This window comes from Enterococcus salsurae (assembly GCF_054784955.1).
This window is the reverse complement of sequence record NZ_BAAHWY010000003.1, coordinates 158,598-172,543: the sequence shown is the minus strand read 5'-3', so window position 1 is coordinate 172,543 and position 13,946 is coordinate 158,598. Positions and strand designations below refer to the sequence as shown.

The window sequence follows — 13,946 nt, the reverse complement described above, 5'->3', positions numbered from 1 at the left end:
GAAAAGCGATTAAAATGGTTTTTCTTACTCATTTTGATGTAGAATATTACTAAGAAGAGCCACGCCTGATTTCTTCAGGACGTGTAGCCCGAATTGGAGTGAAGCAGCCATGAATTTAGTCAATCCCCGCACGTTTAATCCGGAAATCATTTATCTTTTTGATCCTTGGACGCAAGCTGAAAGCCATGGCGAGATGCACCATCATGATTTTTTGGAGATCAGCATTTTATTAGAAGGAGAAAGCAATTATCATTTTAATCAAGAACCCGCAAGGAAAATTCGGGCTGGCAGTGTGATGCTCTTTAATCCCGGTGTCGATCATTGTGAATTTCAATTACCTGGTACCCGCTCTCATCAATTGCATATAGGGTTGAAAAATATTTCTTTAGAAGGGTTTACGCGCAATGTCTTTCCAAATAAACACCCGCTGTTAGATCTAGGTCAATACCACCATCAAGTGTTGGAAAAAGCTTGGCAGCTGGTCAAAGAAAGCAATGAAGAACGGGATGAATTTCAACTGATCCAAAAAGCGTTGCTGATCGAGATGCTGGTCTATATTTTACGCGGGCTCAATGATGAAGACAGTAACGTTGTGCCCTATCTGTCGAAAAGCCAACAGCGTCAGCAAAAGATCGTGAACTATACGATCTATTATTTAGAAAATCACTATAAAGAGGAGATCACTTTAGAAAAACTCGCCCAAGATCAGTTTCTAAGTCCGACGTATTTATCGAAGATTTTTAAAGAAGCGACAGGCATGAGCCCAATCAATTACTTGATTGAGATCAGACTCAAACGGGCGAAAGATATGCTGAAGAATGACCAACTGACGATCAAAGAAGTCGCTTCTGCGGTGGGTTATCAAGATGCCTATCACTTCAGTAAGTCTTTTAAAAAACTTTATGGCATCTCCCCTTCTGGCATCTTGCCGAAATTCAAACATTAAAAAGACCGCAACACGAATCCTCACTAGGAAAGTGTTGCGGTCTTGCCTTTGCTTCATTGTATAAAGTAGCGCATAAACAAACTTGCGATATTAAAATAAATCAAGACACTGGTGAGATCACTCAATGTGGTAATAAATGGGCCGCTGGCAACAGCCGGATCAAACCCTAATTTATCCATCAGCATGGGAATCAAACTGCCTGCTAGGTTGGCCACGGTGATCGCACACATCATAGCCATCCCGATCACAAAACCCAGAATCGGATTTTGTTTCCAAACTGCCACGATCGCAAAGATCGTCAGACCCGTGATCGCACCGGTAAATAATCCCGTCAGAACTTCCCCGACGACGGTCTTCATAAAGCTCTTTTCTTTGTCATCATTGATGGCCAGTCGTCTAACAGCCACCGCCAATGATTGGGTACCAGCATTTCCCGCAGTCCCGGTGATCAAAGAAATAAACACGGCTAAGATACTGGCTTCACTAACTAATTCTTCATAGTGGCTGATCAAACTGGCAGTTGCCATCCCCAGGAACAACAACGTGATCAACCATGGTAAACGACGGCTAGACGCTTTGATTGGGTTTTCGCTGACTTCTTCTACGTTGACCCCAGCCAAACCGGAATAGTCACTCGCTGCTTCATCATCGATGACATCAATGATATCATCGACGGTCACGATTCCCAGCAAATGGTCATCGTAGTCTGTGACTGGTAATGCCAAGAAATCGTAATCCCTAAAGGTTTGGGCTACATCTTCTTGGTCATCACCGACATGCACCGACATCACCCGTTCATTCAAAATATCGGCAATCATGGTATCATCCTCATTGATGATCAGATCCCGCAACGAAATAACTCCGACCAATTTGTCATCGGTATCCACCACATAGATATAATAAATCGTTTCGGCCACATCCGCCGCATTTTTCAACACATACATCGCAGAGCGAACGGTCTGATTCGCCACGATCGACACAAATTCGGTGGTCATCAAAGAGCCCGCTGTTTCATCCTCATAATGAAGCAGTTCTTTGATCTCGCTGGCTTCATCAGCAGTCATTAAGCTGAGATATTTTGCCGTTTGCTTTTTATCTAATGTATTCAACAAATCGACCGCATTATCCGTATACATTTGCGCCAACATATCGGCCGCATAACTAGGCCGCATCTCTGTTAAATAATCCACCATATGTTCATCATCTTCTTCGATCACATCGAACATATCCGCCAATTCTTTGGGCGAAAGATACGTATAAACGATTTGACGCGCACTGGCTTCCAGAGATTGGTAGAACTGCCCCTGCTCATAGATATGCAGATCTAGAAATTCATCTCTGAACTTCTGGATATCCATCTCTTTCAGCGCTTGGGTCAGTTGATCAAACCGTTCGATTAATTCTTGATTTTCATCCAATCTCTTCACCTCGTTTATTCTCTTAGTTGAACTTTCTTCATTGTATTCTCTTAATGGCTTGTTGCGACAATCGCCATGTCGGTGGCTAAAGGACAGTCAAAAGCCATGCGCTCTTCTGTGAAGGGATGCAAAAATTGCAGCTGACAGCAGTGAAGTGCTTGCCGCTCGATGCCTAGATCCATTCTGCCGCCATACATGTCATCTCCCAAAAGCGGGCAGCCAATTGCCGAAAAATGGACCCGTATTTGATGGGTTCGACCCGTATGGAGTTGAATATCCACCAATGTCCACTGAGGCTTTTGTTTGGCTACCCAATATTCGGTACGGGCAGGCTTACCTTCTGGAGAAACTTTGCGTTTCAACAGCGAAGTCAAATCGCGGGCAATAGGCTGATCGATCTCCCCATGATCCGCTAAGGCAGCCAACTCACCGGCAATCAGTGCCTGATATTTTTTGATGACTATTTTTTGACGCAGCTGCACATCCATCTTGGCATGGGCAAAGCCGTGTTTTGCAAAGAGCATCAAACCAGATGTATCCCGATCCAGACGTGTCACCACATGGATCACTTGGTTTGGATACTGTTGCCGGCGATAATACGCTTTGACCCGATTGGCCATCGTTCCGTTAGGATGATACTGGGCCGGGATCGAAGATACACCCGCTGGCTTATTGACGATCAACAAGTGTTCATCTTCAAAAACAATCTCGATCGGTGTCTCATCCAGCAGCATGGTTTCATGTTCGCCTTCATCTGGAATCACAATAGTTACCCTATCATGTTGTTTCAATGAAAACAAGACATTTTGTTCCTCTTGATTGACAAAAATGCTGCCTCCTTGAAATTTGATCTTGGCAAGGAGGCCTTTGGAAATCCCTTGTTCTTTCAAAAAATACTTCACCTGTTGCGGCACTGTTTTTGTGTAATGATAGGTAAATTTCATCTCGTTCATTCTTCTCCAATAAAGGAATCTTTCACTCGATTCCAAAAATGCATATGCCGATAAGACGCGAAATGAATCCGTTCATCGGCAATTCGGTAATAAATCGCATCGATTTCTTCTTGTTCGATCGTAAATTGATCGATCGTCACCAAATAATCGGTACTTTGTTGCAATTGGACTTTGACCCATTCGTGATGACCGACCACGATCGGTGAACCCAATGTCCTGAAGACACGATTGTTCAAAGAAGCAATCTCAGCCAATTGAAACGCATTGATACTTGGGTGCAGCACTGCCCCGCCGACGCTTTTGTTGTAGGCGGTGGAACCAGTTGGCGTCGAGATCGACAGGCCATCGCCGCGGAATTTTTCAAACAAATCTTCTTTGATCGATATATCTGCGACCATCGTGCGGTTGCCTCGTTTGATCGTTGACTCATTCAACGCCAAAAAATGTTTGTCTGATTTGCCATTGGCGTAAGTGATCCGTACGTCTAACAAAGGATAACTGACCGTCTTTTGCCGATCGTTGCATAAAGACGCCACCATTTCTGCTAACTCATAATCCCGCCAATCGGTATAAAACCCCAAATGACCGGTATGGACACCTAGAAACTGGACTTGATCCAACTTATGATTGAATAAGTGAAAGGCTGAAAGCAGTGTGCCATCGCCCCCCACTGAGATCACAAGTTCTGGATTGTCTTGGTCGATCGTATTTTCAGAAAGCTCTAGCAGCTCCACCAAACGTTTGGTGACACGCAACGATTTTTCTTCTTGATTGTTGATGATTGCGACTCGGATACCCTTCATTTCTGATCCTCCTCGAGGGATTGCGGTTGGTCCCGTTTCGAACGCTGTCCTTTCCCATGGGAAAATAGTCGTTGCGCTTCCTGGATCTCTTCTCGAATATTGGACATCTCTTCATCTAACTGATAGGCGGCTTCCGCTGATCTGCGCAACCGTTCACTGATTTCAACAGGAAATTCACCTTGGTATTTGTAATTTAATGAATGTTCGATCGTTGCCCAAAAATTCATCGCCAAGGTACGGATTTGAATCTCCGCGAGAATAATTTTCTCGCCGTCGATCAATTGGACGGGATACTCGATCACTAGATGATAGGAACGATAGCCGCTGGCTTTTTTGTTGGTGATATAATCCCGCTCGATGATCACTTTCATGTCTTTGCGGGTGCGCAGCAAATCAACCACTTGATGGATATCTTCCACAAACTGACACATGATCCGCAAACCAGCAATATCCGACATTTCGTACTCAAGACGCGCTAAATCAATTCCCCGTAATTTGCTTTTGGTCAATATACTATCGATTGGCTTGACCCGTCCGGTCACAAATTCAATCGGTACATGTTTGCTTTGCTCTCGATACTGCTTACGTATCCCTCTTAATTTCACTTTTAATTCAGAAACCGCTTGTTCATACGGTGCCAAAAAATCTTCCCAATCTCGAATCATATTCATACCTCGATTCTTTTCATCACATACTCTCTTATTCTACCATATCTTATAACCAAATCTGAACCACATAGGCAGCAACAGCAAGAATTTTTTTTGCACATCCGCTTGAAGATTGCTTCATATTAAATAGGCGTTTTGTTTGACACAGTTTTATCTCAATTGTAAAATTGGATAGCTGATGAAAGCGAGTGGCGTGAATGACAGAACAAATCGAAATTGAATATAAAACATTACTTTCAAAAAATCAATATACGCAATTGATTGCCCATTATCAGTTAACAGCGCAAGACTTTAAGACGCAGGTCAATCACTATTTTGATACACCTGATCAGCAACTACGCAGCTTAGGATTTGGTCTTCGTGTGCGGACGACCGCCGATGATGATGAACTGACCCTTAAAACCCCGGTTGAAAATGGCTTGTTGGAAACAACGGACCAGTTGACCAATGCAAAGACCGCTGAGATTTTGCACTCAGGGAACATCTTACGCACCGGTGCTGTTGCCAAACGTTTGTTGGCTGCATCGATTGAGCCGATGGCTATTGTTCCCCTTGCGACCCTAACCACTAAACGGGCTGAATTTTCGATTCCTGAAGGTTTGCTTGCCATCGATCACAGCTGGTATGGAGAAAAGGAAGATTTCGAACTTGAGTTAGAAGTTTCTGATCCAATCGAAGGGAAACGAGCCTTTCTGGCCCTTTTAGATACCTTCAACATCCATTATCAACCAGCCAAAAATAAAATCGAACGGGCAATGTCAGAAAAATCACATATTTAAGAAGGTTTACTTACTTTTTTCGCTAACATTTGTTATATTTATTAAAATGTACGATTGTTTAACATAAAAAGAATCTTATTTGGGGAGAGATTCAAATGATTGAAATATTTTTATTTGTCAACCCCATTGGTCCGATTTGCTATCAAGTTGAAAAGGAACTATTGGAGAATTTGACAAAGTACCGCAAAAAAATCCATTTGCAAATATTGCCATTGGTCAATTTAACATCTGTCGGTGTATCTATGGAATACTTGTCCATGGATAAAACTGATTTGCTTTTGCGCAACGATCAAACAAAACTGATTTATACAGCTTCGCTTGATTATAAAGCTGCGCAATTACAAGGCAAAAAAATCGCTAGAGATTTCTTGTTGAAATTGCAGCAGCATGTCGGCGTAGATAAGAAAGCCTATAGCGAGCAATTGGTGCAAGAATTATTTTCAGAAACCCGAGGTGATCTGACTATGTTCTTAGAAGATCGCCAATCTGAATTGGTCAAAAAGAATTTTTTGACTGATCAGACAGTGGCAAAAGACATGGGGATCACCATCACCCCTTCTGCTGTCGTATATAACTTCGCATGCGAACGTGAATATGGCGTACTTTTAGAAGGAGCAAAGGCCTTAGCCAGTCTGCCGGCACTGTGTGAAACGTCGGATGATCAATTCGCATTCCTTGAACGAAAAAATGCGCTAAAAAAGCCAACCCTCTCTACATTACAAGGGGTTGACCATAAACTGATCTTATTATGATCGATTCAATCAAAGAAACCGCCCGATCGGGCGGTTTCTTTTTGATTGAACTGCAATGGTTTTAAGCTTCTAGCTCACTGACCAGCGCTTCAAGTTCATCCAAACGTTGCGCAAAAACTTTCATTGCATCTTTGATATACTCCGCCTGTGTCATATCGACACCAGCTTTCTTCATCACTTCGATCGGATAATCAGAACGACCGGCTTTCAAATAATTCAAGTAATTGGTCAATGCATCCGGTTCCCCTGCCAAGATTTTCTTCGCCAAAGCAGATGCAGCTGAGAATCCTGTTGCATATTGATAGACATAGTAGTTGTAATAAAAATGCGGGATCCGTGACCATTCTAAACGAATCTCTGGATCTTCAGCCACTGCAGGGCCATAGTATTTGGCATTTAATTGAGCATAATTTTCACTTAGATACTCGCTCGTCAATGGCGTACCCTTGGCGTCTTCTACGTGCATAAAGTGTTCAAACTCTGCAAACTGTGTTTGGCGGAAAATCGTTCCTTTAAAGCCGTCCAAGTAATGATTCAAGACATACGCTTTGACTCTAGGATCACTTTCCGTTTGCAACATATATTCAGTCAAAATATTTTCGTTCGTAGTCGAAGCGATCTCGGCCAAGAAGATCGAATAATCGCCATAGGCATAAGGCTGATTGCTGCGGGTAAAGTAACTATGCACACTGTGCCCCATTTCATGGACTAAGGTGAACAATTGATCCAAACGATCATTCCAGTTCATCAAAATATACGGCAATGTATCATATGCACCAGATGAATACGCACCGCTGCGTTTTCCTTTGTTTTCAACGACATCGATCCACCGGTTGTCAAAAGCTTCTTCTACAACTGCTAAGTATTCTTCACCCAAAGGCTGCAACGCTTCTTTGGCTTTGGCAACCGATTCATCATAGCTGTAACGAATCGGTGCTTCGCCAAGGATCGGTGTATAGACATCATACATATGCATCGTATCGACTGCCAAGAGGCGCTTTCTCAACGCCATATAGCGATGCAGCAATGGCAAGTGTTCATTGACCACTGATACCAAAGTATCATAGACGCTTTCAGGAATATGATTGCCACTTAACGCTGCTTGACGGGCTGACTCAAAGTGACGGGCTTTGGCTTTGAAATTATGGCTTTTGATGTTGGTACTCAATGTTTGTGCAAAGGTATTGCGGAATTGTTCATAGACCCCATACAAGCCTTTAAAAGCTGCCTCTCGCACAGAACGATCCGTACTTTCTAACAACTCGCCATAGACGCCATGCGAAAGTTGGACTTTCTCTCCGTTTTCATCTTCAACGATTGGGAAAGTCAAATCAGCATTATTCAATACAGAGAAAATGTTGCCTGGTGCACCGAAAATTTCTCCTGCGCCGGCAAGTAATGCCTCTTGTTCCGCTGGCAGGACATGAGGTCGCTCATTGATCGTTTTTTCGATCATGTGGCGATAGACTGCTAATTTTGGTTCCTGATCGAAGTAACCCCAAATGGTCTCATCTGACATCGTCAACAACTCAGGATCAAACCAGGCAATCGCTTCGCTGACTTGTGCCAACAAGCTGCTTGCTTTTGCATACAAGCCTTGGTACGTGGTATTCGCTGTATCTTGATCGTTTTTCAAATGACTGTAGACGTACAATTTCTCTAATTTGCGCGATAAATCTAAGACATATTCCAACGCTTTCAAAAAAGCCTCAGGTCCTTCAGTAAGGGTACCTTGGTAGTTCTTGGCGGCTTGGGCCCCTGCGGTGATGTCTTGATAAGCGGCTTCGAAAGCTGCATCATCGGCATAGATTTTGGTCAAATCCCACGTTTTCTCTTCCGGGATCGTTTCACGAGCAGGTAATTGTTTTGGTTCTGACATATGGTTCACTCCTTTGATATTCTCTAGAAATATCTTACCATATTTTGAGTGGGAACCAAATCATTCGTTTTGAAAATGAAATCTAGCCTCTAATTGCTGACATTCCTCAAAAAAGGCGCATAAGATCGTTGACTGATCGATGAGGGGATAAGGCCATGACCAGTCGATCATTCGTAATTTGTGCAGCCACTGCGCAAAAGATTGCTGCGGATCGAGGTCAAAGCAAACCCGCATCACCAGCACCCAATGTTCAAATAAAAAACCAAAGCGACTGTCTTGGTAACACCAAAAAGGCAATTGGGCAATGTGCCTGTTAAGGGAATACACCAATGCCTGAACCTGCATGATTCGGGGCGTTTTTTTGATCAGTTGCTGCAAGAGCCAAAATTGATAGGCGTTGGGCTGCCAAAGTCTTCTGACAGTATGCGGCTTTGTTTGCGCAGTATTGATTGGTCTTAACGTTTCTTTATCAAAGGAACAATCTTCAGAAAACCACGTACATTGATAGCCCACGCCATATTGATAATGCCAATCGATCGCCGTATATTGGATCAAACACTGACGCCCCACATCGATTCCCCATAGATTAAACCCTTGATCATCATACATGCAACTTGCTTTAGCAATTGTGTGCCAAATTTTCTTTGGCTGCAGTCGTAACCCTAAGATCCACCATGGCTGATAGCCAGCTTTCAGATAACCGGCAGTGCGGGCAGAAAAATCCGTCAATGAAATTGGCGAACATTGGACCTCGATCACCAGTTGCTGATACTTTAGATCTGGACGTTGCGTCAATTCAGGCAAAAAACATTCGATTTTGACTGGCAAAGGATCAAACCAATCATATAAGTACGCTTTGGCCGCTAAATGTTCTTCTGTTTCTCCCTCACTGAAGGTGCTGCATTCGGCATTCTTGCGGTGGGCAAAATGCGCTCGCCGTTTCGGACCGCGCTTCCATGTCACTTGTTCTTGACAACCAGGACAATGAAACCTGTTGTCTTTCATTTCAACGGTATCCGCACTGCGCAATTGCTTCTCCTGATCATAGGCATACAGCATCTCTTCACCACCTCAAAGATAAGTACGCAAAAAAACCGTCTACATCAAAAAGATGTGACGGTCATTTCATGATACAGCAATTATTCAGTTTTGAAGAAGTACCGTGTCAAAGCCAATGCATCATTTTCCATGATCAATTGACCATATTCAGAAAGCACTTCAGGAGTGACACTTGTCCGTTGGGCAAACTCCATAAGATAAGACAGTGCATTCTCTACTTCGATATCTGTGACTTCAGGATCTGTAAAACGCAATTCAATGAAGTATTGGGTGCCCATTTGATAGAGATTTGACGCAACACCGTCTAAGTAGACTTCTGAAGCCAATTGGATCATATCTTCGAAATGGGCGAGTTCAAAAACAAACCGAGTCCCGATCTCTTCAACTTGATCCGCTTCTTGCAGTTGAGCCGCCACATGTTTCTTCAACATATCGGTAATATCTTCATTTTCATTGTCTGCCATTTCGTCAAAGCCTTCCATTGCTTCTGGCGGAAGGTTCTTGCTGATAAACAGTTCTAAGCCATCACCTTTTGGCAAAACTTGGAATGTGACTGCTTCACTTCCTTTAAATTCTTCATCGATATCGACTTCTTCTAAAATACTATAAAAGAAGTTTTCAATTTCATTATGGTTGCCTAGAAGGTCAAGAAAAGTGATACCTCTCGCAGCTAAGTCTTCACTTTTGATCAACACACGAATGGTGTTCTCATTGATATGTTCCATTTCCATATTAGCTACACCTCACTTTTGCTAATTCTTATAGGTTCATTGTAGCGAAACCAGTCAAAAAGTAAAGCGAAAACGAATATTCGCTTAAGAAAAGCGTAAATCTCTACAAAAAAACCCGTTCGGCTTAAGAACGGGTCAACGATATTATTTTATAAACCTGCCATTAACTGTGCATGACGAAGTTCCAATTGACGAACATCTCTAGGCAAGAATCGGCGAATTTCATCTTCATTGAAACCTACTTGCAGTCGTTTCTCATCGATCATGATCGGACGACGCAATAATCCTGGATTCTCTTGGACAAGTGTCAATAAATCTTTCAGGGGCAGGTCATCTAGATCCATGTTCAGTTTTTGAAAAACTTTGGATCTGGTAGAAATAATTTCTTCTGTACCGTCTTCTGTCATCTGTAAGATTGCTTTCAATTCAGAAATATTCAATGGTTCTGAAAAAATATTTCTTTCAACAAAAGGAATCTCATGCTCTTGTAACCACGCACGAGCTTTGCGACAAGACGTGCAACTTGGGGAAGTGTATAGTGTCAACAACGTGCATCTCTCCTTTTTAAATAAGTGGATCGCAAGTCCTGTTCCCTTGCTTGATTCTAATTATACAGAAGAACCTAGAAAAAATCTAGTCTAAATCTCATATTTTTTAATAAAACTCGAAAGTTATATTAAAAGAGAAACCTTAAAAACAAAAGGTTTATCCGGAAATCGAATCCTTTAAATGAGAGAATTCACATTTATTTTTAATATTACTACTTTTATACAACAGTGTATCAATGGTGTATCAGATGGATGACACTTTGTTAAACAATCACGCATAAATTTAGATACGTTTTTTTATTTTTTGCAAATGATTTACAACTGTAATTTCTTTATCAGCGATATAACGCACTTATTTCAAGCTTTTATTTTTAAGGTAAAAATCACAAAAAATCGTCCTTAAATAACAAAATACGCAGGCATAAAAAAATTTTGTTATTTTTAAAACGCTGGTCTTTCTTCATTCAATGTAGCAGATGGACATTTTTTGTGCAACTCGCTTTCTCATCAAATTGCCCCTTGTACATGCCTTTCCTCAACTTTCTATACGCCTTTCACTATATTAAATAACAGCATTAAAAGAGAAGAAAATAAAAAAAAACAGCTTATCTCAACGGATAAGCTGCAAGTTGGTGGCTTAAAATGGGTGATTTCTCTATAAAAACAGATGATCCCTTTTTTGATTCGGCCATGCCAGTTTTATGTTTTGGCGAATTGGGCATCATGCAAGCGGCGATAAGGGCCATTCAGTGCCATCAGATCATCATGACTGCCCTCTTCTAAAATACCTTGGTCACTGACAACAATGATCCTTGTGGCATGCTTGATCGTCGCTAAACGATGGGCGATGATCAAGGTCGTTCTGCCATCAGCTAGCGCATTCAATGATTCTTGGATCACTTGCTCAGTTTCAGTATCTAGTGCTGAAGTCGCTTCATCCAAGATGAGGATCGGCGGATTCTTCAAGAACATTCTGGCAATCGCTACCCGTTGTTTTTGGCCACCAGAAAGTTTGACCCCTCTTTCGCCAATCACCGTATCCAATCCATCACTCATTTGATCGATCACTTGCTCCAAATGCGCCAACTTTACTGCTTGAAGGATTTCGGCCTCCGATGCCTGCAATTTCCCATAAGCAATATTTTCGCGAATGGTACCTGGGAAGAGAAAGACATCTTGTTGTACGGTACCGATCTGCCCTCTCAAAGAAGCCAACGTCATATCTTGAATATTGATGCCGTCAATCGTGATCTCACCTTCTGACACCTCGTAAAATCTCGGTAACAAGTTGCACAATGTGGTCTTCCCTGACCCGCTCTGCCCCACAAAAGCGACAGTTTCACCAGACTTGATCTCAAGGTCAATGTGATTCAAGACTTTCGTGGCATCTGCATACGCAAATGATACATTTTGATACGTGATATCACCCTTCAAGTTTTTGACAACGACGGCATCTGGTTTGTCCTGGATAGCTGGTTGTTTATCCAGCTCTTCTGTCAAGCGTCGGAAACCCGCGATCCCTTTTGGATAACTTTCAATCATCGTATTGACTTTTTCGATAGGTCTGACAAAGACATTGGATAGCAAGATAAAGCCGACAAACTGCCCATTGGTCAATTCTCCTTGAATGACATAATATGCACCGAAAATCAGCGCAAACAAATTGATCAAACGAATCAAAAAGTAATTATAAGCAGAACTGATCGCCATGATTTTATAAAAAGTGATTTTCGAGCGGCGATACAATTGACTCAAGCCGTCAAACCGCTTGTGTTCAAATGTTTCATTGGCAAATGACTGTGTCACCCGTATGCCACTGACAGAAGCTTCGACACCGGCGTTGAATTCACCCAAATTATCATAGATCTCTGTGTTGACTTTGGTCATTTTTTTGTTGAAAAAAACCAGTGCGACAGTGATCAGTGGAATCAACGCAAATGTCGCGATGGCCAACTGAACATGCATATTCAACATCAAAATAAATGAACCGATCAGGGTCATGATCGTGATAAATACATCTTCTGGCCCGTGATGTGCCACTTCCGATATTTCAAATAAATCAGTGGTCAGCCGACTGATCAATTTCCCAGTCTTCTGATTGTCGTAATATTCGAAAGGCTGCGTTTGCAAATGACGAAACAGTTCTTGCCGCATGTCCGTTTCAATATTGACCCCCAGTTTGTGTCCATAAAAGACCACTACATATTGCAATACGGTATTGATGATGTAAAAAAAGAGTAAACCTAAACAAGCCAACATAATCAAACGGAAATTATTTTGCGGCATAATTTGGTCGATCACACGATTGACTGCTACTGGAAACACCAATTCCAGCAATCCGGCAAAAACAGCACAAGTAAAATCTAAGATGAACAGTGACCGATAGGGTCGATAATAACTAAAAAACCTTTTTAACACTTTTACCCCTCCTCCAATTCTTTCATTATAAAGAACAATCCATGAAAAGGCAAAATGAGAATCGTCTGAAAATGGGTAAAATTCACCATTATTATGAAAAGCTTTTACTCCGCGGTTTGTCTAAAATAGTAAAATAAACCTTTATTTAACAGTCTTTTACATCTTTTTTTCTTCAAAAAAATCATCTATGATATAAACGAAAAACAAATGAAAGTTTTCATTAATTTTGAAAGGCGTGTCTTTTTTGATTTCTAGTATACTTTTTGATGTCGACGATACTCTTTACGACCAGCAACAACCATTTCGCCAAGCGATCATGACTTATTTCCCAGAAGTCCCTTATCCACAGCTCACTTCACTTTATCTGCAATTTCGGTTGCATAGCGATGAACAATTTGGCAAGGTATTGTCCAAAGAATGGTCATTGGATCATTTTCGCCATTACCGCCTCAGCACGTCATTGACTGATATCGGCTGCCAACCTATATCATTGGCAGAAAGCCAACAGTTTCAAGCACTCTATGAACAACAGCTTGACCAGATCTCCTTACACCCTGCTGTCAAAGATACATTGGATTTTCTCGCTTTGCTGCCAGTCAAAATCGGTATCATCACAAATGGGCCGACCACGCACCAACAAAAGAAATTAGATCAATTGCAGCTGACCAATTGGATCAAACCAGAACACATGATGATCTCGCAAACAACTGGGTTTCAAAAACCTGAGTTGGACATTTTCCGCCTAGCAGAATGTTCCTTTGGCTTGGATCCAGACCAGACTTTATATGTCGGTGATAACTTTGACAATGACGTGATTGGCGCCAAACGTGCCGGTTGGCAAGCCTTATGGGTGAATCATCGGAATCGCACAGCGCCAGTTGGACGCGCATCGCTGCCAGATAAAACCATCGATTGTTTTGATGATTTATCAGCAGCAATCAGCACGCTCTTAGCCATACCAGAAATGCAATATGCCTAAAAACGCAGGATGC

General features: G+C 42.0%; 13 protein-coding genes. 4 read left to right on the top strand and 9 right to left on the bottom strand.

Translation table 11 applies throughout. The features are described 5' to 3' along the window. Positions 1–109: 109 nt before the first annotated feature. Positions 110–946: a helix-turn-helix transcriptional regulator gene (locus ACYVRS_RS08985; RefSeq protein WP_461203179.1), complete on the top strand. Its 837-nt coding sequence runs from the start codon at positions 110–112 to the stop codon at positions 944–946. Between the two features lie 53 nt (positions 947–999). Here the strand turns inward: ACYVRS_RS08985 and mgtE are convergent, their stop codons facing one another. Genes mgtE through yjbM form a run of 4 tightly spaced genes read right to left on the bottom strand, consistent with a single transcriptional unit; the run spans position 1,000 to position 4,785 of the window. Then, positions 1,000–2,364 carry a magnesium transporter gene (mgtE, locus tag ACYVRS_RS08980; RefSeq protein ID WP_054116616.1) on the bottom strand — a complete coding sequence of 455 codons (1,365 nt, stop codon included), beginning with the start codon at positions 2,362–2,364 and terminating at the stop codon, positions 1,000–1,002. A gap of 50 nt (positions 2,365–2,414) precedes the next feature. Further along, positions 2,415–3,308 (bottom strand): RluA family pseudouridine synthase, encoded by an 894-nt coding sequence (locus tag ACYVRS_RS08975; protein WP_461198396.1) that lies wholly within the window; start codon positions 3,306–3,308, stop codon positions 2,415–2,417. 5 nt (positions 3,309–3,313) lie between these two features. Beyond that, a complete protein-coding gene (locus tag ACYVRS_RS08970) occupies positions 3,314–4,120 on the bottom strand; it encodes an NAD kinase (RefSeq protein WP_054116614.1) in 807 nt (268 codons plus the stop codon). Continuing rightward, positions 4,117–4,785 (bottom strand): GTP diphosphokinase, encoded by a 669-nt coding sequence (gene yjbM, locus ACYVRS_RS08965; RefSeq protein WP_313538503.1) that lies wholly within the window; start codon positions 4,783–4,785, stop codon positions 4,117–4,119. Before yjbM ends, ACYVRS_RS08970 begins: the two co-directional genes overlap by 4 nt. A gap of 200 nt (positions 4,786–4,985) precedes the next feature. Here yjbM and ACYVRS_RS08960 point away from each other — a divergent pair, with 200 nt between their 5' ends. Further along, positions 4,986–5,567 (top strand): CYTH domain-containing protein, encoded by a 582-nt coding sequence (locus tag ACYVRS_RS08960; RefSeq protein ID WP_461203178.1) that lies wholly within the window; start codon positions 4,986–4,988, stop codon positions 5,565–5,567. A gap of 95 nt (positions 5,568–5,662) precedes the next feature. Then, positions 5,663–6,319: a DsbA family protein gene (locus tag ACYVRS_RS08955; RefSeq protein ID WP_313508669.1), complete on the top strand. Its 657-nt coding sequence runs from the start codon at positions 5,663–5,665 to the stop codon at positions 6,317–6,319. A 61-nt stretch (positions 6,320–6,380) separates the two neighbouring features. Here the strand turns inward: ACYVRS_RS08955 and pepF are convergent, their stop codons facing one another. The 5 genes from pepF to ACYVRS_RS08930 all read right to left on the bottom strand — a co-directional run bounded on the left by pepF (position 6,381) and on the right by ACYVRS_RS08930 (position 12,954). Continuing rightward, positions 6,381–8,198: an oligoendopeptidase F gene (gene pepF / locus ACYVRS_RS08950; protein WP_461203177.1), complete on the bottom strand. Its 1,818-nt coding sequence runs from the start codon at positions 8,196–8,198 to the stop codon at positions 6,381–6,383. 60 nt (positions 8,199–8,258) lie between these two features. Beyond that, a complete protein-coding gene (locus ACYVRS_RS08945) occupies positions 8,259–9,257 on the bottom strand; it encodes a competence protein CoiA (RefSeq protein WP_461203176.1) in 999 nt (332 codons plus the stop codon). An 80-nt stretch (positions 9,258–9,337) separates the two neighbouring features. Then, positions 9,338–9,988: an adaptor protein MecA gene (locus ACYVRS_RS08940; protein WP_461203175.1), complete on the bottom strand. Its 651-nt coding sequence runs from the start codon at positions 9,986–9,988 to the stop codon at positions 9,338–9,340. A gap of 149 nt (positions 9,989–10,137) precedes the next feature. Beyond that, the gene (gene spxA / locus ACYVRS_RS08935; protein WP_054116607.1) at positions 10,138–10,536 is read right to left on the bottom strand and encodes a transcriptional regulator SpxA; all 399 of its coding nucleotides are present in this window, start codon (positions 10,534–10,536) and stop codon (positions 10,138–10,140) included. Between the two features lie 699 nt (positions 10,537–11,235). Then, positions 11,236–12,954: an ABC transporter ATP-binding protein gene (locus ACYVRS_RS08930; protein WP_461203174.1), complete on the bottom strand. Its 1,719-nt coding sequence runs from the start codon at positions 12,952–12,954 to the stop codon at positions 11,236–11,238. Between the two features lie 244 nt (positions 12,955–13,198). Between ACYVRS_RS08930 and ACYVRS_RS08925 the strand changes: the two genes are divergently transcribed. Beyond that, a complete protein-coding gene (locus ACYVRS_RS08925) occupies positions 13,199–13,933 on the top strand; it encodes an HAD family hydrolase (protein ID WP_461198391.1) in 735 nt (244 codons plus the stop codon). Positions 13,934–13,946 lie beyond the last annotated feature (13 nt).